Origin of the sequence: Streptomyces ficellus, assembly GCF_030406405.1 — a bacterium.
Classification (GTDB): Bacteria; Actinomycetota; Actinomycetes; order Streptomycetales; family Streptomycetaceae; genus Streptomyces; species Streptomyces ficellus_B.
On the sequence record NZ_JAUEPL010000014.1, the window covers coordinates 18,027 to 40,041 of the forward strand.

At 67.5% G+C, this 22,015-nt stretch carries 16 protein-coding genes and 1 tRNA gene; 14 read left to right on the plus strand and 3 right to left on the minus strand.

Annotated elements, in window-relative coordinates; genetic code table 11:
• The first annotated feature begins 36 nt into the window (after window positions 1–36).
• Window positions 37–1,095, plus strand: coding sequence for a UDP-N-acetylmuramate dehydrogenase (locus tag QWM81_RS12070; RefSeq protein WP_290111837.1), 1,059 nt, complete (start codon window positions 37–39; stop codon window positions 1,093–1,095).
• Window positions 1,096–1,105: 10 nt separating this feature from the next.
• Here the strand turns inward: QWM81_RS12070 and QWM81_RS12075 are convergent, their stop codons facing one another.
• Window positions 1,106–2,158 carry an adenosine deaminase gene (locus QWM81_RS12075; RefSeq protein WP_290111838.1) on the minus strand — a complete coding sequence of 351 codons (1,053 nt, stop codon included), beginning with the start codon at window positions 2,156–2,158 and terminating at the stop codon, window positions 1,106–1,108.
• A gap of 134 nt (window positions 2,159–2,292) precedes the next feature.
• The gene (locus QWM81_RS12080) at window positions 2,293–3,519 is read right to left on the minus strand and encodes a pyridoxal phosphate-dependent aminotransferase (RefSeq protein WP_290111839.1); all 1,227 of its coding nucleotides are present in this window, start codon (window positions 3,517–3,519) and stop codon (window positions 2,293–2,295) included.
• 205 nt (window positions 3,520–3,724) lie between these two features.
• On the opposite strand from QWM81_RS12080, the gene QWM81_RS12085 reads away from it, so the two are divergent.
• The 9 genes from QWM81_RS12085 to QWM81_RS12125 all read left to right on the plus strand — a co-directional run bounded on the left by QWM81_RS12085 (window position 3,725) and on the right by QWM81_RS12125 (window position 16,083).
• Window positions 3,725–3,797 (plus strand) — tRNA-Trp (locus QWM81_RS12085).
• A gap of 102 nt (window positions 3,798–3,899) precedes the next feature.
• Entirely contained in the window at window positions 3,900–4,187 is a 288-nt protein-coding gene (gene secE, locus QWM81_RS12090; RefSeq protein ID WP_073753440.1) for a preprotein translocase subunit SecE, read from the plus strand.
• Window positions 4,188–4,263: 76 nt separating this feature from the next.
• Complete coding sequence (nusG, locus tag QWM81_RS12095) at window positions 4,264–5,166, plus strand: transcription termination/antitermination protein NusG (RefSeq protein ID WP_290111840.1); 903 nt, start codon at window positions 4,264–4,266, stop codon at window positions 5,164–5,166.
• A 160-nt stretch (window positions 5,167–5,326) separates the two neighbouring features.
• Window positions 5,327–5,761 (plus strand): 50S ribosomal protein L11, encoded by a 435-nt coding sequence (gene rplK / locus QWM81_RS12100; protein WP_290111841.1) that lies wholly within the window; start codon window positions 5,327–5,329, stop codon window positions 5,759–5,761.
• A 77-nt stretch (window positions 5,762–5,838) separates the two neighbouring features.
• Window positions 5,839–6,567 (plus strand): 50S ribosomal protein L1, encoded by a 729-nt coding sequence (gene rplA / locus QWM81_RS12105; protein ID WP_290111842.1) that lies wholly within the window; start codon window positions 5,839–5,841, stop codon window positions 6,565–6,567.
• Window positions 6,568–7,047: 480 nt separating this feature from the next.
• Window positions 7,048–7,578: a 50S ribosomal protein L10 gene (rplJ, locus tag QWM81_RS12110; protein WP_290111843.1), complete on the plus strand. Its 531-nt coding sequence runs from the start codon at window positions 7,048–7,050 to the stop codon at window positions 7,576–7,578.
• Window positions 7,579–7,691: 113 nt separating this feature from the next.
• Entirely contained in the window at window positions 7,692–8,078 is a 387-nt protein-coding gene (rplL, locus tag QWM81_RS12115; protein ID WP_290111844.1) for a 50S ribosomal protein L7/L12, read from the plus strand.
• A 508-nt stretch (window positions 8,079–8,586) separates the two neighbouring features.
• Window positions 8,587–12,072: a DNA-directed RNA polymerase subunit beta gene (rpoB, locus tag QWM81_RS12120; protein WP_290111845.1), complete on the plus strand. Its 3,486-nt coding sequence runs from the start codon at window positions 8,587–8,589 to the stop codon at window positions 12,070–12,072.
• A gap of 96 nt (window positions 12,073–12,168) precedes the next feature.
• A complete protein-coding gene (locus QWM81_RS12125) occupies window positions 12,169–16,083 on the plus strand; it encodes a DNA-directed RNA polymerase subunit beta' (RefSeq protein WP_290111846.1) in 3,915 nt (1,304 codons plus the stop codon).
• A 90-nt stretch (window positions 16,084–16,173) separates the two neighbouring features.
• Here QWM81_RS12125 and QWM81_RS12130 read toward each other — a convergent pair whose 3' ends face one another.
• The gene (locus QWM81_RS12130) at window positions 16,174–17,067 is read right to left on the minus strand and encodes a hypothetical protein (protein WP_290111847.1); all 894 of its coding nucleotides are present in this window, start codon (window positions 17,065–17,067) and stop codon (window positions 16,174–16,176) included.
• 530 nt (window positions 17,068–17,597) lie between these two features.
• Between QWM81_RS12130 and rpsL the strand changes: the two genes are divergently transcribed.
• From rpsL to tuf, 4 genes are all read left to right on the plus strand, one after another.
• A complete protein-coding gene (gene rpsL, locus QWM81_RS12135; RefSeq protein WP_003948652.1) occupies window positions 17,598–17,969 on the plus strand; it encodes a 30S ribosomal protein S12 in 372 nt (123 codons plus the stop codon).
• Between the two features lie 2 nt (window positions 17,970–17,971).
• Window positions 17,972–18,442 (plus strand): 30S ribosomal protein S7, encoded by a 471-nt coding sequence (rpsG, locus tag QWM81_RS12140; RefSeq protein WP_031076642.1) that lies wholly within the window; start codon window positions 17,972–17,974, stop codon window positions 18,440–18,442.
• Between the two features lie 41 nt (window positions 18,443–18,483).
• Window positions 18,484–20,610 carry an elongation factor G gene (gene fusA / locus QWM81_RS12145; protein WP_290111848.1) on the plus strand — a complete coding sequence of 709 codons (2,127 nt, stop codon included), beginning with the start codon at window positions 18,484–18,486 and terminating at the stop codon, window positions 20,608–20,610.
• 147 nt (window positions 20,611–20,757) lie between these two features.
• On the plus strand, window positions 20,758–21,951 hold the full coding sequence (tuf, locus tag QWM81_RS12150) for an elongation factor Tu (protein ID WP_290111849.1): 1,194 nt from the start codon (window positions 20,758–20,760) through the stop codon (window positions 21,949–21,951).
• Window positions 21,952–22,015 lie beyond the last annotated feature (64 nt).

Below are 22,015 nucleotides of genomic sequence, written 5' to 3' on the forward strand. Positions count from 1 at the left end.
CGGGCGGTGTCGGACCCGCCCCGTAGTCTTGGGCGCGTGCAGGAACTCCATGACGCTCCCCTCGCCCCGCTGACCACCTTCCGGCTCGGCGGCCCCGCCACCCGCCTCGTCACGGCCACCACCGACGACGAGGTCGTCGCCGTCGTGCGCGAGGCGGACGCCACCGGGACGCCGCTGCTGCTCATCGGCGGCGGTTCCAACCTGGTCATCGGCGACAAGGGCTTCGACGGCACCGCCCTGCGCATCGCCACCCAGGGCTTCGCCCTGGACGGCACCCGGCTGGAGCTGGCGGCCGGCGAGGTCTGGTCGGACGCCGTCGCCCGCACCGTCGAGGCCGGACTCGCGGGCATCGAGTGCCTGGCCGGCATCCCCGGCTCGGCCGGCGCCACCCCGATCCAGAACGTGGGGGCGTACGGCCAGGAGGTCTCCGCCACCATCACGGAGGTCGTGGCGTACGACCGGCGCACGGGCGAGACGGTCACCATCCCGAACGCGGACTGCGACTTCTCGTACCGCCACAGCCGCTTCAAGGCCGACCCGCACCGGTTCGTCGTGCTGCGCGTGCGGTTCGCGCTGGAGGACGCCGGAGGCATGAGCGCCCCGATCAAGTACGCCGAGACGGCCCGTGCGCTCGGCGTCGAGCCGGGGGACCGCGTCCCGGCCGCCACCGCCCGCGAGACGGTGCTGGCGCTGCGCGCGGGCAAGGGCATGGTCCTGGACCCCGATGACCACGACACCTGGTCGGCCGGGTCCTTCTTCACCAACCCGATCCTGGAGCGGGAGCAGTACGAGGAGTTCCTCGGCCGCGTCCGCGACCGCCTCGGCCCGGACGTCACCCCGCCCGCCTTCCCCACCGGAGACCACGGCCGCGTCAAGACCTCGGCGGCCTGGCTGATCGACAAGGCCGGGTTCACCAAGGGGTATGGCTCCGGCCCCGCCCGTATCTCCACCAAGCACACCCTCGCCCTCACCAACCGCGGCGAGGCCACCACCGAGGACCTGCTCGCCCTCGCACGCGAGGTCGTCGCCGGAGTACGGGACGCCTTCGGCGTCACCCTGGTCAACGAGCCGGTCACGGTGGGCGTCAGCCTCTGACGCGCGGGGCCTAGCCGGCCAGCCAGTCGTCGACGCCCGCGAGCAGCTTCGCCTTGACGTCCTCGGGCGCCGCCGAGCCGCGCACCGACTGGCGGGCCAGTTCCGCCAGTTCCTCGTCCGTGAAGCCGTGGTGCACGCGGGCGATCTCGTACTGCGCCGCCAGCCGCGAGCCGAACAGCAGCGGGTCGTCCGCGCCCAGCGCCATCGGCACCCCCGCCTCGTACAGCGTCCGCAGCGGCACGTGCTCGGGCTTCTCGTACACGCCCAGCGCCACGTTCGACGCCGGGCACACCTCGCACGTCACACCCTTCTCGGCCAGGCGCCGCAGCAGCCGCGGGTCCTCCGCGGCCCGCACGCCGTGCCCGATCCGCGCCGCACGCAGCTCGTCCAGACAGTGCCGCACGGACGCCGGCCCGGTCAGCTCGCCCCCGTGCGGCGCCGCCAGCAGCCCGCCCTCGCGCGCGATCGCGAACGCCCGGTCGAAGTCGCGCGCCATGCCCCGCCGCTCGTCGTTGGACAGCCCGAACCCGACCACCCCCCGGTCCGCGTACCGGACGGCGAGGCGCGCCAGGGTACGGGCGTCCAGGGGGTGCTTCATGCGGTTCGCGGCGACGACGACCCGCATGCCCAGGCCGGTCTCCCGCGACGCGCTCTCCACCGCGTCCAGGATGATCTCCAGCGCCGGGATCAGCCCGCCCAGCCTCGGTGCGTACGAGGTCGGGTCCACCTGGATCTCCAGCCACCCCGACCCGTCCCTCACATCCTCCTCGGCCGCCTCGCGCACCAGCCGCTGGATGTCCTCCGGCTCCCGCAGACACGACCGGGCGATGTCGTACAGCCGCTGGAAACGGAACCAGCCCCGCTCGTCCGTCGCCCGCAGCTGGGGTGGCTCACCGCCGGTCAGCGCCTCGGGGAGGTGCACGCCGTACTTGGCGGCGAGCTCCAGCAGGGTGGCGGGCCGCATCGACCCGGTGAAGTGCAGGTGCAGATGGGCCTTGGGCAGCAGCCGCAGATCTCGTACGTGCGGGGGGTTCGGGGGGTGTCCCCCTGGAAAGCGCAGCATCTGGGGATCTTGCCAAACCGGCCGCCCGCGCGGGAGCCCCTTTCGGCCCCTTTCACCGATCGGGTGCTTGCGGGAACGAAGAAGCGGGCCCCCGGCGCAACGCCGGGGGCCCGCAGCCTGCTCTCAAGAGGAGGCTAGTCGCGCGCCTCCGCCAGCAGCTTCTGCATCCGCGAGACACCCTCGATCAGGTCCGCGTCACCCAGCGCGTACGACAGCCGCAGGTAACCCGGCGTACCGAAAGCCTCGCCCGGGACGACGGCGACCTCGGCCTCGTCCAGGATGAGCGCCGCCAGCTCCACCGAGGTCCGCGGACGCTTGCCGCGGATCTCCTTGCCCAGCACCCCCTTCACCGAGGGGTACGCGTAGAAGGCGCCCTCCGGCGTGGGGCAGAAGACGCCGTCGATCTCGTTGAGCATCCGCACCATGGTCTGGCGGCGGCGGTCGAAGGCGGCACGCATCTCCGCGACCGCGTCGAGGTTGCCCGAGACGGCGGCCAGCGCGGCGGCCTGGGCGACGTTGGACACGTTCGACGTGGCGTGCGACTGCAGGTTCGTCGCGGCCTTGACCACGTCCTTGGGGCCGATGATCCACCCCACGCGCCAGCCGGTCATCGCGAACGTCTTGGCCACACCGTTCACGACGATGCACTTGTCGCGAAGCTCGGGCACGATCGCCGGCAGGGACGTGAAGGCCGCGTCGCCGTACACGAGGTGCTCGTAGATCTCGTCGGTCAGCACCCACAGGCCGTGCTCGACCGCCCAGCGGCCGATCGCCTCGGCGTCGGCCTCGCTGTAGACGGCGCCGGTCGGGTTGGACGGGGAGACGAACAGGACGACCTTGGTCCGCTCCGTACGGGCCGCCTCCAGCTGCTCCACCGAGACCCGGTAGCCGGTGGTCTCGTCGGCGACGACCTCCACCGGGACACCGCCCGCGAGCCGGATCGACTCGGGGTACGTCGTCCAGTACGGGGCCGGGACGATGACCTCGTCACCCGGGTCCAGGATCGCGGCGAACGCCTCGTAGATCGCCTGCTTGCCGCCGTTGGTCACCAGGACCTGGGAGGCGTCGATCTCGTAGTTGGAGTCGCGCAGCGTCTTGGCGGCGATGGCGGCCTTCAGCTCGGGCAGGCCGCCGGCCGGCGTGTAGCGGTGGTACTTCGGGTTGCGGCAGGCCTCGATCGCGGCCTCGACGATGTAGTCGGGCGTCGGGAAGTCGGGCTCACCGGCGCCGAAGCCGATCACCGGGCGCCCGGCGGCCTTGAGGGCCTTGGCCTTGGCGTCGACGGCGAGGGTCGCGGACTCGGAGATCGCACCGACCCGGGCGGAGACCCGGCGCTCGGTGGGAGGGGTTGCAGCGCTCATGCGGCCATCGTCCCAGACCCCGAACGGGCGCGGCACACAGGTTTCGCTGTACGGACAGACAGGGCGTCAGTCGCCCCACGGTCCCTCCGGCGGGCCGTGTCCGGAGCTATCTGTTCGACGCGGCGCCGCTGACCACGTACACTCTCTGCTCGTTGGCCCTCACCGACCACCTCCACGGATGCGGTAGGTTGGGTGAGAACCACAAAGGGTCGTAGCTCAATTGGTAGAGCACCGGTCTCCAAAACCGAAGGTTGGGGGTTCAAGTCCCTCCGGCCCTGCTACACACACCGCCAGGATGTGTGCGCAGGTATGTACTTCATTGCACCGCCGTGCGGCTCAACCCGGGCGCGGCACGGCCGACCCGGAATCAGGTGAGAGACGTGACGGACGCCGTAGGCTCCATCGACATGCCTGATGCCGAGGACGAAGCACAGGAGTCGAAGAAGAAGAGCCGCAAGGGCGGCAAGCGCGGAAAGAAGGGCCCGCTGGGCCGTCTCGCGCTCTTCTACCGTCAGATTGTCGCCGAGCTGCGCAAGGTCGTCTGGCCGACTCGCAGCCAGCTGACGACGTACACGACCGTCGTTATCGTCTTCGTCGTCATCATGATCGGTCTGGTGACCGTGATTGACCTTGGCTTCCAGGAAGCAGTCAAGTACGTCTTCGGCTGATTCCCGCGGAGGGCGCCCACCCCGGCGCCCCTTTTCGCATGTTCCACCCATCTGTATCCAGGAAGAAGCAGCCACCGTGTCTGACCCGAACCTGAACGAGTCCGCCCAGGACGAGCTCGACATCGTCGAGGCGGCCGACGAGGACCAGGCGGAAGCTGCGGACGCCGCTGTCGGTGAGGCCGCCGAGGAGGCCGCGCTCCACGTCGAGGACGAGGGCGCGGACGAGGAGGCCGTCGAGGCCGAGGACGAGGGCGCCGACGACGCGACCGCCGAGGCCGCCGACGCCGAGGCCACCGACGCCCAGGCCGAGGCCGCCGACGCCGAGGCTGAGGTCGAGGCCGACGAGGAGCCCGCGGCTCCGGTCGACCCGGTCGCCGCGCTCCGCGAGGAGCTGCGCGGTCTGCCGGGCGAGTGGTATGTGATCCACACCTACGCGGGCTACGAGAAGCGCGTGAAGGCCAACCTGGAGCAGCGTGCCGTCTCGCTCAACGTCGAGGACTTCATCTACCAGGCCGAGGTGCCCGAGGAAGAGATCGTCCAGATCAAGAACGGCGAGCGCAAGAACGTCCGGCAGAACAAGCTGCCCGGTTACGTTCTGGTCCGCATGGATCTGACGAACGAGTCCTGGGGCGTCGTCCGCAACACCCCGGGCGTCACCGGCTTCGTGGGCAACGCCTACGACCCGTACCCGCTGACCCTGGACGAGATCGTCAAGATGCTCGCCCCGGAGGCCGAGGAGAAGGCCGCCCGTGAGGCCGCCGAGGCCGAGGGCAAGCCGGCTCCGGCCCGCAAGGTCGAGGTCCAGGTGCTGGACTTCGAGGTCGGCGACTCGGTCACCGTCACCGACGGCCCGTTCGCGACGCTGCAGGCCACGATCAACGAGATCAACGCCGACTCCAAGAAGGTCAAGGGCCTCGTCGAGATCTTCGGCCGCGAGACCCCGGTCGAGCTGAGCTTCGACCAGATCCAGAAGAACTAACCCCCACAGGTTTCCGAACAGGTCAGACCGGGCTTCGTGCCCGCTCTGACCTGCTCGGTTTTTGGCCGCGCAGCCATACCCGTTATCGTTGTGCGGTATGCCTCCATCCGGATGATCCGGACGGCGGCTGGAAAACTCTCACTAGGACCCGGAGAGAGCAATGCCTCCCAAGAAGAAGAAGGTCACGGGGCTTATCAAGCTCCAGATCCAGGCCGGTGCGGCCAACCCGGCTCCGCCGGTCGGTCCCGCGCTCGGTCAGCACGGCGTCAACATCATGGAGTTCTGCAAGGCCTACAACGCCGCGACCGAGTCGCAGCGTGGCATGGTCGTGCCGGTGGAGATCACGGTCTACGACGACCGTTCCTTCACCTTCATCACCAAGACTCCGCCGGCCGCCAAGCTGATCCTCAAGGCCGCGGGTGTGGACAAGGGCTCCGGCGAGCCGCACAAGACCAAGGTCGCCAAGCTCACGCGCGACCAGGTCCGCGAGATCGCCACGACCAAGATGCCCGACCTGAACGCCAACGACCTGGACGCCGCCGAGAAGATCATCGCCGGCACCGCCCGTTCCATGGGCGTCACGGTCGAGGGCTGATCAGCCCCGTACGACCTGTGGGAGGGCCACGCGCTGGCCCGGACCACACCTCCACACCTGAACCACCAGGAGAAGAAGTGAAGCGCAGCAAGGCTCTCCGCGGCGCGGACGCCAAGATCGACCGGGAGCGCAACTACGCCCCCCTCGAGGCCGTCCGTCTCGCCAAGGACACCGCCGCCACCAAGTTCGACGGCACCGTCGAGGTCGCCTTCCGCCTGGGCGTTGACCCGCGCAAGGCCGACCAGATGGTCCGTGGCACCGTGAACCTTCCGCACGGCACCGGTAAGACCGCCCGGGTCCTGGTCTTCGCGACCGGTGACCGTGCTGCGGCCGCGGAAGCCGCGGGCGCCGACATCGTCGGCTCCGACGAACTGATCGACGAGATCTCCAAGGGCAACCGCCTGAACGAGTTCGACGCGGTCGTCGCCACCCCGGACCTCATGGGCAAGGTCGGCCGCCTCGGCCGCGTCCTCGGCCCGCGTGGTCTGATGCCGAACCCGAAGACCGGCACCGTCACCATGGATGTCGCCAAGGCTGTCAACGACATCAAGGGCGGCAAGATCGAGTTCCGCGTCGACAAGCACTCGAACCTGCACTTCATCATCGGCAAGGTCTCCTTCGACGAGAAGAAGCTGGTCGAGAACTACGCGGCGGCGCTGGACGAGATCCTCCGTCTGAAGCCGTCCGCCGCCAAGGGGCGCTACATCAAGAAGGCGACCCTGAGCACCACGATGGGCCCCGGCATCCCGCTGGACGCCAACCGCACCCGTAACCTCCTCGTCGAGGAGGACCCGGCCGCCGTCTGACACTGACGGCAGCCGCGGCGCTCGCGTGCTTCAAGCCGGCCCCCGCAGCTCTCCGGAGCGGCGGGGGCCGGTTTTTCATGCTCCCAAGGCCCTGCCCCCAGGCCCAGGGCCCCGCCCGGAGGCCCCGAGGCCCTGCCCCAGGCCCCGAGAGCGGCCCTGGTCCCGGGCGGTACGGACCGGGCCGGGGGTCGTACCGAATCACCCGGGTGGCCCGATTTGCTTGACGGGGAACCGTTCGCGTACTCTTCCACGGAAGCCAAAGACCGCTGGTCGTTGCCGCGCTCGTCAGAGTCGCGGCGGCCGAAGGATCCGCTAGCTGCGGACGACCCGCGCAGGTGACTGTGGATGTACTCCCGGAAGAGAACGAAGAGATTCCGGTCGAGTTCACGCCCCGTGCGCCTGCGCCGGGGCGTTCCGTTTTGCCCAGTCTCCTTCCTTCAGCCAATGCGGTCCGAATCACCCGGAAGGAGGCCGAGGCTCATGGCGAGGCCCGACAAGTCTGCTGCGGTTGCCGAGCTGACGGACAAGTTCCGCAGCTCGAACGCCGCCGTGCTGACCGAGTACCGCGGTCTCACCGTGGCACAGCTCAAGCAGCTGCGCCGTTCGCTCGGTGAGAACGCCCAGTACGCCGTGGTGAAGAACACGCTGACCAAGATTGCGGCCAACGAGGCCGGGATCACGACGCTGGACGACCAGTTCGCTGGTCCGACGGCTGTCGCCTTCATCACCGGTGACCCGGTGGAGTCGGCGAAGGGTCTTCGTGACTTCGCCAAGGACAACCCGAACCTGATCATCAAGGGCGGTGTCCTTGACGGCAAGGCGCTGTCCGCCGATGAGATCAAGAAGCTTGCGGACCTCGAGTCCCGCGAGGTTCTGCTCGCCAAGCTGGCGGGCGCCATGAAGGGCAAGCAGTCCCAGGCTGCCGCGCTCTTCCAGGCGCTCCCGTCGAAGCTCGTCCGCACCGTGGACGCGCTCCGTGCCAAGCAGGCCGAGCAGGGCGGTGCCGAGTAATTCGGCTCGCGCATTGATCGTGGCCCGCAAGGGCGACGGTCGTAGCGGGCCCAACGTACGCCCGCCTCACATGTACACCCGGCACCAGCCGATTTAGTGGAAGGACCGCCATCATGGCGAAGCTGTCTCAGGAAGACCTGCTCGAGCAGTTCGAGGGCATGACCCTCATCGAGCTCTCCGAGTTCGTGAAGGCGTTCGAGGAGAAGTTCGACGTCACCGCCGCCGCCCCGGTCGCCGTTGCCGGCGTCGCGGGCCCGGGTGCCCCGGCCGCCGAGGCCGCCGAGGAGCAGGACGAGTTCGACGTCATCCTCACCGGCGCCGGCGAGAAGAAGATCCAGGTCATCAAGGTCGTGCGTGAGCTGACCTCGCTGGGTCTGAAGGAGGCCAAGGACCTCGTCGACGGCACCCCGAAGCCGGTCCTCGAGAAGGTCGCCAAGGACGCCGCGGAGAAGGCTGCCGAGTCCCTCAAGGCCGCCGGCGCCTCCGTCGAGGTCAAGTAACACCCTGCGGGTCTCCTGACCCGCACACGGCGCCTCAGGGCGCCACGAAGGGCGATCACCCATCCGGGTGGTCGCCCTTCGGCGTTGCCGCGACGCCTGCCTTGCGCTGTGCTCCACGCGGAGTATGGTGATCTTCGCCGTGCGCCCCACGTGGCTGGGGGCCTTGACGAACCGCACGCCGCGCGCAATTCTCAGGACGCGCCGTCACAACGATCCGGAACCGAGGCATGGATCGACGGCGGAACGGGCAGTATCGATGTGCGCTAAGGCGCGAGGTGCCGCGGAGTTGAGAACAACGAGGGTCGCGAATTACTCGCCCTGGACATCAGTGGGCCAAGTGGCTACACTGACCCTTTGCGCTGCCTGTTAGCTGCCCTCTGCCCGTCACCAGGGGCATCCCCTCGCAAGACCACAGTGGAACGACTGCCCCGACAAGGGATTTCGTCCCCGCGTCCTGCTTGGGACCGGTACGCGCGTAGTGAGTCCGAGCCCTCGGAAGGACCCCCTCTTGGCCGCCTCGCGCAACGCCTCGACCGCGAATACGAACAACGGCGCAAGCACCGCCCCGCTGCGCATCTCCTTTGCAAAGATCAAGGAGCCCCTCGAGGTTCCGAACCTCCTCGCGCTGCAGACCGAGAGCTTTGACTGGCTGCTCGGCAACGCCGCGTGGAAGGCTCGTGTCGAGGCGGCTCTGGAGTCCGGACAGGACGTCCCCACCAAGTCCGGTCTGGAGGAGATCTTCGAGGAGATCTCGCCGATCGAGGACTTTTCCGGGTCGATGTCGCTGACCTTCCGCGACCACCGCTTCGAGCCCCCGAAGAACTCGATCGACGAGTGCAAGGAGCGCGACTTCACGTACGCCGCGCCGCTCTTCGTCACGGCCGAGTTCACCAACAACGAGACCGGCGAGATCAAGTCCCAGACGGTCTTCATGGGCGACTTCCCGCTCATGACCAACAAGGGCACCTTCGTCATCAACGGCACCGAGCGTGTCGTGGTGTCGCAGCTCGTCCGCTCGCCGGGTGTCTACTTCGACTCCTCCATCGACAAGACGTCCGACAAGGACATCTTCTCCGCCAAGATCATCCCGTCCCGGGGTGCCTGGCTGGAGATGGAGATCGACAAGCGCGACATGGTCGGTGTCCGCATCGACCGCAAGCGCAAGCAGTCCGTGACCGTCCTCCTCAAGGCGCTCGGCTGGACCACCGAGCAGATCCTCCAGGAGTTCGGCGAGTACGAGTCCATGCGCGCCACCCTGGAGAAGGACCACACCCAGGGCCAGGACGACGCGCTGCTCGACATCTACCGCAAGCTGCGTCCGGGCGAGCCGCCGACGCGTGAGGCCGCTCAGACGCTGCTCGAGAACCTCTACTTCAACCCCAAGCGCTACGACCTCGCCAAGGTCGGCCGCTACAAGGTGAACAAGAAGCTCGGCGCCGACGAGCCGCTGGACGCCGGTGTACTGACCACCGACGACATCATCGCCACCATCAAGTACCTGGTGAAGCTCCACGCGGGCGAGACCGAGACGGTCGGCGAGAACGGCTCCCAGATCGTCGTCGAGACCGACGACATCGACCACTTCGGCAACCGCCGTCTGCGCAACGTCGGCGAGCTCATCCAGAACCAGGTCCGTACGGGTCTGGCGAGGATGGAGCGCGTCGTGCGCGAGCGCATGACGACCCAGGACGTCGAGGCGATCACGCCGCAGACGCTGATCAACATCCGGCCGGTCGTCGCCTCCATCAAGGAGTTCTTCGGCACCAGCCAGCTGTCGCAGTTCATGGACCAGAACAACCCGCTGTCGGGTCTCACCCACAAGCGCCGCCTGTCGGCTCTTGGCCCGGGTGGTCTCTCCCGTGAGCGGGCCGGCTTCGAGGTCCGTGACGTGCACCCGTCTCACTACGGCCGTATGTGCCCGATCGAGACCCCCGAAGGCCCGAACATCGGTCTGATCGGTTCGCTCGCCTCGTACGGACGCGTCAACGCGTTCGGTTTCGTCGAGACGCCGTACCGCAAGGTCGTCGACGGCCAGGTCACCGACGACGTCGACTACCTGACCGCCGACGAAGAGGACCGCTTCGTCATCGCCCAGGCCAACGCGCCGCTGACAGAGGAGCTCCGGTTCGCCGAGAACCGCGTCCTGGTCCGCCGCCGCGGTGGTGAGGTCGACTACGTCGCGCCCGACGACGTGGACTACATGGACGTCTCGCCGCGCCAGATGGTGTCGGTCGCGACCGCCATGATCCCGTTCCTGGAGCACGACGACGCCAACCGTGCCCTCATGGGCGCGAACATGATGCGCCAGGCCGTTCCGCTCATCAAGGCGGAGGCGCCGCTGGTCGGTACCGGCATGGAGTACCGCTGTGCCACCGACGCCGGCGACGTCATCAAGGCGGAGAAGGACGGTGTGATCCAGGAGGTCTCGGCCGACTACGTCACCGTCGCCAACGACGACGGCACGTACACCACGTACCGCGTCGCCAAGTTCTCCCGCTCCAACCAGGGCACCTCGGTCAACCAGAAGGTCATCGTCTCCGAGGGTGACCGGGTCGTCGAGGGCCAGGTCCTCGCCGACGGGCCGGCCACCGAGAACGGTGAGATGGCGCTCGGCAAGAACCTGCTGGTCGCGTTCATGCCGTGGGAGGGCCACAACTACGAGGACGCGATCATCCTGTCGCAGCGCCTCGTGCAGGACGACGTCCTCTCCTCGATCCACATCGAGGAGCACGAGGTCGACGCCCGTGACACCAAGCTCGGCCCGGAGGAGATCACCCGGGACATCCCGAACGTCTCCGAGGAGGTCCTCGCCGACCTCGACGAGCGCGGCATCATCCGTATCGGTGCCGAGGTCGTCGCCGGCGACATCCTCGTCGGCAAGGTCACGCCCAAGGGTGAGACCGAGCTGACGCCGGAGGAGCGCCTGCTCCGCGCGATCTTCGGTGAGAAGGCCCGTGAGGTCCGTGACACCTCGCTGAAGGTGCCGCACGGCGAGACCGGCAAGGTCATCGGCGTACGCGTCTTCGACCGCGAGGAGGGCGACGAGCTTCCCCCCGGTGTCAACCAGCTGGTGCGCGTGTACGTCGCGCAGAAGCGCAAGATCACCGACGGTGACAAGCTCGCCGGCCGCCACGGCAACAAGGGCGTCATCTCCAAGATCCTGCCGATCGAGGACATGCCGTTCCTGGAGGACGGCACCCCGGTCGACATCATCCTCAACCCGCTGGGTGTCCCGTCCCGAATGAACCCGGGACAGGTCCTGGAGATCCACCTCGGCTGGCTCGCCAGCCGCGGCTGGGACGTCTCCGGCCTCGCGGAGGAGTGGGCGCAGCGCCTCCAGGCGATCGGCGCCGACAAGGTGGAGCCCGGCACCAACGTCGCCACCCCCGTCTTCGACGGTGCGCGTGAGGACGAGCTGGCCGGCCTGCTCCAGCACACCATCCCGAACCGCGACGGGGACCGGATGGTGCTCCCGACCGGCAAGGCGCGCCTGTTCGACGGCCGCTCCGGCGAGCCGTTCCCGGACCCGATCTCGGTCGGGTACATGTACATCCTCAAGCTCCACCACCTGGTCGACGACAAGCTGCACGCCCGGTCGACCGGCCCGTACTCGATGATCACCCAGCAGCCGCTGGGTGGTAAGGCCCAGTTCGGTGGCCAGCGCTTCGGTGAGATGGAGGTGTGGGCGCTGGAGGCGTACGGCGCCGCTTACGCCCTCCAGGAGCTGCTGACCATCAAGTCCGACGACGTCACCGGCCGCGTGAAGGTCTACGAGGCCATCGTCAAGGGCGAGAACATCCCGGAGCCCGGCATCCCGGAGTCCTTCAAGGTGCTCATCAAGGAGATGCAGTCCCTGTGCCTCAACGTGGAGGTGCTGTCCTCGGACGGCATGTCCATCGAGATGCGCGACACCGATGAGGACGTCTTCCGCGCTGCGGAAGAGCTTGGCATCGACCTGTCCCGGCGCGAGCCGAGCAGCGTCGAAGAGGTCTGACGGGTCTGGTCGGGGCCTCCTCGTGAGGCCCCGGCCCTGCCCCGGACCCGTACAGACCATGATTGAGACTCAAACCCTGAGAGGGATTGACGCATAGTGCTCGACGTCAACTTCTTCGACGAGCTGCGGATCGGCCTGGCCACCGCGGACGACATCCGTCAGTGGTCCCACGGCGAGGTCAAGAAGCCGGAGACCATCAACTACCGCACCCTGAAGCCCGAGAAGGACGGACTCTTCTGCGAGAAGATCTTCGGTCCGACCCGGGACTGGGAGTGCTACTGCGGCAAGTACAAGCGTGTCCGCTTCAAGGGCATCATCTGTGAGCGGTGTGGCGTCGAGGTCACCCGCGCCAAGGTGCGCCGTGAGCGGATGGGCCACATCGAGCTGGCCGCTCCCGTCACCCACATCTGGTACTTCAAGGGCGTTCCGTCGCGTCTTGGCTACCTGCTGGACCTCGCTCCGAAGGACCTGGAGAAGGTCATCTACTTCGCGGCGTACATGATCACGTACGTCGACGAGGAGCGCCGCACGCGCGACCTGCCCTCGTTGGAGGCCCACGTCTCCGTCGAGCGCCAGCAGATCGAGAACCGCCGCGACGCCGACCTCGAGGCCCGCGCCAAGAAGCTCGAGACCGACCTGGCCGAGCTGGAGGCCGAGGGCGCCAAGGCCGACGTGCGCCGCAAGGTCCGCGAGGGCGCCGAGCGCGAGATGAAGCAGCTGCGCGACCGCGCCCAGCGCGAGATCGACCGTCTCGACGAGGTGTGGAACCGCTTCAAGAACCTCAAGGTCCAGGACCTGGAGGGCGACGAGCTGCTCTACCGCGAGCTGCGCGACCGCTTCGGTACGTACTTCGACGGTTCGATGGGTGCCGCGGCGCTGCAGAAGCGCCTGGAGTCCTTCGACCTGGAGGAGGAGGCCGAGAAGCTCCGCGAGATCATCCGTACCGGCAAGGGACAGAAGAAGACCCGTGCGCTCAAGCGCCTGAAGGTCGTCTCCGCGTTCCTCCAGACCAGCAACAGCCCCAAGGGCATGGTGCTGGACTGCGTGCCGGTCATCCCGCCGGACCTGCGTCCGATGGTGCAGCTGGACGGTGGCCGCTTCGCGACCTCCGACCTGAACGACCTGTACCGCCGTGTCATCAACCGCAACAACCGCCTCAAGCGTCTCCTTGACCTCGGTGCCCCCGAGATCATCGTGAACAACGAGAAGCGGATGCTGCAGGAGGCCGTCGACGCGCTGTTCGACAACGGCCGCCGTGGTCGCCCGGTCACCGGTCCCGGTAACCGCCCGCTGAAGTCCCTCAGCGACATGCTGAAGGGCAAGCAGGGTCGCTTCCGTCAGAACCTGCTCGGTAAGCGAGTCGACTACTCGGCGCGTTCCGTGATCGTCGTCGGCCCGCAGCTGAAGCTGCACCAGTGCGGTCTGCCCAAGGCCATGGCGCTGGAGCTGTTCAAGCCGTTCGTGATGAAGCGCCTGGTCGACCTGAACCACGCGCAGAACATCAAGTCGGCCAAGCGCATGGTCGAGCGCGGCCGCACCGTGGTGTACGACGTCCTCGAAGAGGTCATCGCCGAGCACCCGGTGCTGCTGAACCGTGCGCCCACGCTGCACCGCCTCGGTATCCAGGCCTTCGAGCCGCAGCTGGTCGAGGGCAAGGCCATCCAGATCCACCCGCTCGTCTGCACCGCGTTCAACGCGGACTTCGACGGTGACCAGATGGCCGTGCACCTGCCGCTGTCCGCGGAGGCGCAGGCCGAGGCCCGCATCCTGATGCTGTCCTCGAACAACATCCTCAAGCCGGCCGACGGCCGTCCGGTCACCATGCCGACCCAGGACATGGTGCTGGGCCTCTTCTTCCTCACCACGGACGAGGAGGAGCGCGAGGTCAAGGGCGAGGGCCGCGCCTTCAACTCCACCGCCGAAGCGATCATGGCGTTCGACCGGGGCGAGCTCTCGCTCCAGGCGAAGGTCGACATCCGCTTCCCGATCGGCACCGTCCCGCCGCGTGGCTGGACCCCGCCGGTCGAGGAGGAGAGTGACGACTCCGTCGGGGCAGGGGCGTGGCAGCAGGGCGACTCGTTCCGTCTGCGGACGACCCTGGGCCGTGCGCTCTTCAACGAGCTGCTGCCCGAGGACTACCCGTTCGTCGACTACTCGGTGGGCAAGAAGCAGCTCTCCGAGATCGTCAACGACCTCGCCGAGCGCTACCCCAAGGTCATCGTGGCGGCGACGCTCGACAACCTGAAGGCGGCCGGCTTCTACTGGGCGACCCGTTCCGGTGTCACCGTCGCCATCTCCGACGTCGTCGTTCCCGAGGCGAAGAAGGAGATCGTCAAGGCGTACGAGGCGCAGGACGAGAAGGTCCAGAAGCAGTACGAGCGCGGTCTGATCACCAAGGACGAGCGCACGCAGGAGCTCATCGCGATCTGGACCAAGGCGACCAACGAGGTCGCCGAGGCGATGAACGACAACTTCCCGAAGACCAACCCGATCTTCATGATGGTGAACTCGGGTGCTCGCGGAAACATGATGCAGATGCGTCAGATCGCGGGTATGCGTGGTCTGGTGTCGAACGCCAAGAACGAGACGATCCCGCGTCCGATCAAGGCGTCGTTCCGTGAGGGTCTGTCCGTGCTGGAGTACTTCATCTCCACGCACGGTGCCCGTAAGGGTCTGGCGGACACCGCCCTGCGTACCGCCGACTCGGGTTACCTGACCCGTCGTCTGGTGGACGTCTCGCAGGACGTGATCATCCGCGAGGAGGACTGCGGCACCGAGCGCGGTCTGAAGCTGCGGATCGCCGAGCGCGGCGAGGACGGCGTGCTGCGCAAGGCGGACGACGTCGAGACGTCCGTGTACGCGCGGATGCTCGCCGAGGACGTCGTCGTGGACGGCAAGGTCATCGCGCCGGCCAACGTCGACCTGGGTGACGTCCTCATCGACGCCCTGGTCAACGCGGGCGTCGAGGAGGTCAAGACCCGCTCGGTCCTGACCTGTGAGTCGGCGGTCGGCACCTGTGCGTACTGCTACGGCCGTTCGCTGGCCACCGGCAAGCTGGTCGACATCGGTGAGGCGGTCGGCATCATCGCCGCCCAGTCCATCGGTGAGCCCGGCACGCAGCTGACCATGCGTACCTTCCACACCGGTGGTGTGGCCGGTGACGACATCACCCAGGGTCTGCCCCGTGTCGTCGAGCTCTTCGAGGCTCGTACGCCCAAGGGTGTCGCCCCGATCTCGGAGGCGGCCGGCCGCGTCCGTATCGAGGAGACCGAGAAGACCAAGAAGATCGTCGTCACCCCGGACGACGGCAGCGACGAGACGGCCTACCCGATCTCGAAGCGCGCCAAGGTCCTGGTGCACGAGGGCGACCACGTCGAGGTGGGCCAGAAGCTCACCGCGGGTGCCACCAACCCGCACGACGTGCTGCGCATCCTTGGCCAGCGGGCCGTCCAGGTCCACCTGGTCGGCGAGGTCCAGAAGGTCTACAACTCGCAGGGCGTGTCGATCCACGACAAGCACATCGAGATCATCATCCGGCAGATGCTGCGCCGTGTGACGATCATCGAGTCCGGCGACGCGGAGCTGCTGCCGGGCGAGCTCGTCGAGCGGTCGAAGTTCGAGTCCGAGAACCGTCGTGTGGTCACCGAGGGCGGTCACCCCGCCTCCGGCCGTCCGCAGCTGATGGGTATCACCAAGGCCTCGCTCGCCACCGAGTCGTGGCTGTCGGCGGCGTCCTTCCAGGAGACGACCAGGGTTCTGACGGACGCGGCGATCAACGCCAAGTCCGACTCCCTGATCGGCCTCAAGGAGAACGTCATCATCGGTAAGCTCATCCCGGCCGGTACGGGCCTGTCCCGCTACCGCAACATCCGGGTCGAGCCGACCGAGGAGGCCAAGGCCGCGATGTACTCGGCCGTCGGCTACGACGACATCGACTACTCGCCGTTCGGCACCGGCTCCGGCCAGGCCGTTCCGCTGGAGGACTACGACTACGGTCCGTACAACCAGTAGTAGTTGCTGACCGAAGGGCGGCCACCCCGTTTCGTACGGGGTGGCCGCCCTTCGGCGTTCCCGTGCTTGGTGTTCCGCCGTTCCGCCCCGTCAGCGGCCGGGGCCGGCGGGACGGGGGGCCATTGGCCGATTCTGAGACGGTAGCTGCGGCCGTACCGCCCCCGGCGGCCCCCCTACCGGTGCTTGTGCGGCGGCGGGGCGCGCGGCCGCGCGGCCGGCGTTCGGGCCGGCTCGTAGCTGGGCAGCCTCGGCTATCGGAGAGGGCATGGCCGGGGCGGCGGAGGCCGACGCCATCTGATCCTGGAGAGATAAGAGATAGGGGCGGGGCTCCACTTTCCATGGCGTCACCAGGGGTCGACCTCCTGACGGATCACCCGCTCCATCAGCGTGCACCGAGCGGGTGTGCTCCGCCTGCTCGCCGGGCCGGGCCTCCCACTGGGCCTGCAGACGGCCGTCGGTCACGGCTCCACCGTGCCGTTTCTCCCGCCCCTGGAGGCCCTGGGCTGTCATCGTCACCGGCTGGGCCTCGTCGCACTCGTCGCCGCATCCGGTGACCTTTCCGCTGGCCATGTCCACCCACGCTGCTCCGTACCCCGAATCGCCGTGCCAGCGGATGAGGAGGAGCCCCGCACCGCCGTCCGTGACCGTGAGGGTGCCGTAGGACGTCACCGGGACGGATACCTTACGCAGGGGGGCGACACCGGTGCCGGACGTTTCTGCCCGGTGGATGGCGAGCCGTACGACCTCCCGGCCCTTGGCGATCTCGCTCTTACCCTCAACTCCGTGTCCCCAGGCGACGATGTACTCGCGTCCAGCCTGGCGTACCGCCGTCACACCGGGGATCTCGGCGACCTTGCGGCCGTAGTCGCCCACGTCGGCCTCGGCCATGGACAGCGGGGGACTCCACGCCTTGCCCGTCCATAGGACCGCACCGGTCGACGCCCGCCGGGCCTGGACCGCGTAGCCTTCCTCCGTGCCGGTCATATACGCGACCGTGTCCGTACGCGGAACCACCGCGACGGGGGGTTGGGATCCCAACTCTTCGGGAACCCAGCCGAGTGCCTGCTCCTAGCCCTTGGTGTTGTCGTACGCCGCCGGGACGGTCAGCGGGTGAGCGCCCGCTCCGCCGGCCGGGCTGGCGCCTTCTCCTCGGCGCTGGGGCGGTCCCTGGCAGGTCCGGCACCGCCGCCACAGCCGGCGCCGAGGTCACGCTCGGTGACGAAAGCGGCCGCCTAGGGGTGGGCTCGGACGCGGGCGGCCGGGGCCTGGCCGGGGGCATGGTCATTTGTTTTGACCCAGGTCCATACGGTAGGTACGCTCAGACCTTGTGCCTGGGGTGTGCCTGGGCTCCTGTGCGTGTCTGCAACCGCATGGCGAGTCGAGCATCGGCCACCGCAATCTGCGCTCGTTTCCGCCTCTGGGCGGGGGGCCGCAGTATTCGACACACCCGACCGCGTGGGTCGGCGACGTTCCAGGTTAGCTTTACTACACGGCACACAGAAACCGGAGAAGTAGTGCCTACGATCCAGCAGCTGGTCCGGAAGGGCCGGCAGGACAAGGTCGAGAAGAACAAGACGCCCGCACTCGAGGGTTCCCCTCAGCGCCGCGGCGTCTGCACGCGTGTGTTCACGACCACCCCGAAGAAGCCGAACTCGGCCCTCCGCAAGGTCGCGCGTGTGCGTCTGACCAGCGGGATCGAGGTCACGGCTTACATTCCGGGTGAGGGACACAACCTGCAGGAGCACTCCATCGTGCTCGTGCGTGGTGGCCGTGTGAAGGACCTGCCGGGTGTTCGCTACAAGATCATCCGCGGCTCGCTCGACACCCAGGGTGTCAAGAACCGCAAGCAGGCCCGCAGCCGCTACGGCGCCAAGAAGGAGAAGTAAGAATGCCTCGTAAGGGCCCCGCCCCGAAGCGCCCGGTCATCATCGACCCGGTTTACGGTTCTCCTCTGGTGACCTCGCTGATCAACAAGATCCTGCTCAACGGCAAGCGCTCCACCGCCGAGCGGATCGTCTACGGCGCCATGGAAGGCCTCCGCGAGAAGACCGGCAACGACCCGGTCATCACGCTGAAGCGCGCCCTCGAGAACGTCAAGCCGTCCCTCGAGGTCAAGTCCCGCCGCGTCGGTGGCGCCACCTACCAGGTGCCGATCGAGGTCAAGCCCGGCCGCGCCTCCACGCTCGCGCTGCGCTGGCTGGTCGGTTACTCCCGCGCCCGCCGCGAGAAGACCATGACCGAGCGCCTCATGAACGAGCTCCTCGACGCCTCCAACGGCCTCGGTGCTTCGGTCAAGAAGCGTGAGGACACGCACAAGATGGCCGAGTCCAACAAGGCCTTCGCGCACTACCGCTGGTAGTCGCAACCCACATCGAGAGACCGAGAGAAGACTGAAGCCTTATGGCTACCACTTCGCTTGACCTGGCCAAGGTCCGCAACATCGGGATCATGGCTCACATCGACGCGGGCAAGACGACCACCACCGAGCGGATCCTGTTCTACACCGGCGTTTCGTACAAGATCGGTGAAGTCCACGACGGCGCTGCCACGATGGACTGGATGGAGCAGGAGCAGGAGCGCGGCATCACGATCACGTCTGCCGCGACGACCTGCCACTGGCCGCTGGAAGACGTTGACCACACCATCAACATCATCGACACCCCGGGCCACGTCGACTTCACCGTCGAGGTGGAGCGTTCGCTCCGCGTGCTCGACGGTGCGGTGACGGTGTTCGACGGCGTCGCCGGCGTTGAGCCGCAGTCCGAGACCGTGTGGCGTCAGGCGGACCGCTACGGCGTTCCGCGTATCTGCTTCGTCAACAAGCTCGACCGCACCGGCGCCGAGTTCCACCGCTGTGTCGACATGATCAGCGACCGCCTGGGCGCGACGCCGATCGTGATGCAGCTGCCGATCGGTGCCGAGGCCGACTTCAAGGGCGTCATCGACCTCGTTCGTATGAAGGCCCTCGTCTGGTCCGCCGAGGCCGCCAAGGGCGAGATGTACGACATCGTCGACATCCCGGCCACGCACACCGAGGCCGCCGACGAGTGGCGCGGCAAGCTGCTCGAGACGGTCGCCGAGAACGACGAAGAGATCATGGAGCTGTACCTGGAGGGCCAGGAGCCTTCCGAGGAGCAGCTGTACGCGGCGATCCGCCGCATCACGATCGCTTCCGGCAAGTCCAAGGACACCACGGTCACCCCGGTGTTCTGCGGCACCGCGTTCAAGAACAAGGGCGTCCAGCCCCTGCTCGACGCGGTCGTGCGCTACCTGCCCTCGCCGGTCGACATCGAGGCCATCGAGGGCCACGACGTCAAGGACCCCGAGGTCGTCGTCAAGCGCAAGCCGTCCGACGACGAGCCGCTGTCGGCGCTGGCGTTCAAGATCATGAGCGACCCGCACCTCGGCAAGCTCACCTTCGTCCGGATCTACTCCGGTCGCCTGGAGTCCGGCACCTCGGTGCTGAACTCGGTCAAGGGCAAGAAGGAGCGCATCGGCAAGATCTACCGCATGCACGCGAACAAGCGTGAGGAGATCGAGTCGGTGGGCGCCGGCGACATCATCGCCGTCATGGGTCTGAAGCAGACCACGACCGGTGAGACGCTGTGCGACGAGAAGAAGCCGGTGATCCTGGAGTCCATGGACTTCCCGGCGCCGGTCATCGAGGTCGCCATCGAGCCCAAGTCCAAGGGTGACCAGGAGAAGCTGGGTGTCGCCATCCAGCGTCTCGCGGAGGAGGACCCCTCCTTCCAGGTGCACACCAACGAGGAGACCGGCCAGACCGTCATCGGCGGTATGGGCGAGCTTCACCTCGAGGTCCTCGTGGACCGTATGAAGCGCGAGTTCAAGGTCGAGGCCAACGTCGGTAAGCCGCAGGTCGCGTACCGTGAGACGATCCGCAAGGCCGTCGAGCGCGTGGACTACACCCACAAGAAGCAGACCGGTGGTACCGGTCAGTTCGCCAAGGTGCAGATCGCGGTCGAGCCGATCGAGGGCGGCGACGCCTCGTACGAGTTCGTCAACAAGGTCACCGGTGGCCGCATCCCGAAGGAATACATTCCTTCCGTGGACGCCGGCTGCCAGGAGGCCATGCAGTTCGGCATCCTCGCGGGCTACGAGATGACGGGCGTTCGCGTCACGCTTCTCGACGGTGCCTACCACGAGGTCGACTCCTCCGAGCTCGCCTTCAAGATCGCCGGTTCGCAGGCCTTCAAGGAGGCCGCGCGCAAGGCGTCCCCGGTGCTCCTGGAGCCGATGATGGCCGTCGAGGTCACCACGCCCGAGGACTACATGGGCGATGTCATCGGTGACATCAACTCCCGCCGTGGCCAGATCCAGGCCATGGAGGAGAGGGCAGGCGCCCGGGTCGTCAAGGGCCTGGTGCCGCTCTCGGAGATGTTCGGCTACGTCGGCGACCTCCGCAGCAAGACCTCGGGTCGCGCAAGCTACTCGATGCAGTTCGACTCCTACGCCGAGGTTCCGCGGAACGTCGCCGAGGAGATCATCGCGAAGGCCAAGGGCGAGTAACTCACCCGAGTTCACGCTTTAGGCTTGACACCATCACCGGGGCCCGAGCCCCAACCCGAGGACCGGGCCCCGGCGGATGGCACCCCAGCAAAGATCACCTGGCGCCGATGAGTAAGGCGTACAGAACCACTCCACAGGAGGACCCCAGTGGCGAAGGCGAAGTTCGAGCGGACTAAGCCGCACGTCAACATCGGCACCATCGGTCACATCGACCACGGTAAGACGACCCTCACGGCCGCCATTACCAAGGTGCTGCACGACAAGTACCCGGACCTGAACGAGGCTTCGGCCTTCGACCAGATCGACAAGGCTCCTGAGGAGCGTCAGCGCGGTATCACCATCTCGATCGCGCACGTCGAGTACCAGACGGAGTCGCGTCACTACGCGCACGTCGACTGCCCGGGTCACGCGGACTACATCAAGAACATGATCACCGGTGCGGCCCAGATGGACGGCGCCATTCTCGTGGTCGCCGCCACCGACGGCCCGATGCCGCAGACCAAGGAGCACGTGCTCCTGGCCCGCCAGGTCGGCGTTCCGTACATCGTGGTCGCCCTGAACAAGGCCGACATGGTCGACGACGAGGAGATCCTGGAGCTCGTCGAGCTCGAGGTGCGTGAGCTCCTCTCCGAGTACGAGTTCCCGGGCGACGACGTCCCGGTCGTCAAGGTCTCGGCGCTCAAGGCGCTCGAGGGCGACCCGGTCTGGGCCGAGTCGGTCCTCAACCTGATGAACGCCGTCGACGAGGCCATCCCGCAGCCGGAGCGCGACGTCGACAAGCCGTTCCTCATGCCGATCGAGGACGTCTTCACGATCACCGGTCGCGGTACGGTCGTCACCGGCCGTATCGAGCGCGGTGTCCTGAAGGTCAACGAGACCGTCGACATCGTGGGCATCAAGCCGGAGAAGACCACCACCACGGTCACCGGCATCGAGATGTTCCGCAAGCTGCTCGACGAGGGCCAGGCCGGTGAGAACGTCGGTCTGCTCCTCCGCGGCATCAAGCGCGAGGACGTCGAGCGCGGCCAGGTCATCATCAAGCCGGGCTCGGTCACGCCGCACACCGAGTTCGAGGCGCAGGCCTACATCCTCTCCAAGGACGAGGGTGGCCGCCACACGCCGTTCTTCAACAACTACCGCCCGCAGTTCTACTTCCGTACGACGGACGTGACCGGCGTCGTGACCCTCCCCGAGGGCACCGAGATGGTCATGCCGGGTGACAACACCGAGATGAAGGTGGAGCTCATCCAGCCCGTCGCCATGGAGGAGGGCCTCAAGTTCGCCATCCGTGAGGGTGGCCGGACCGTCGGCGCCGGCCAGGTCACCAAGATCGTCAAGTAAGTCCTCGACGGTTTGACCTGGTAGCTCGCAGAGCTGCAAGAAGGGCCCCGCATCGGAAGGTGCG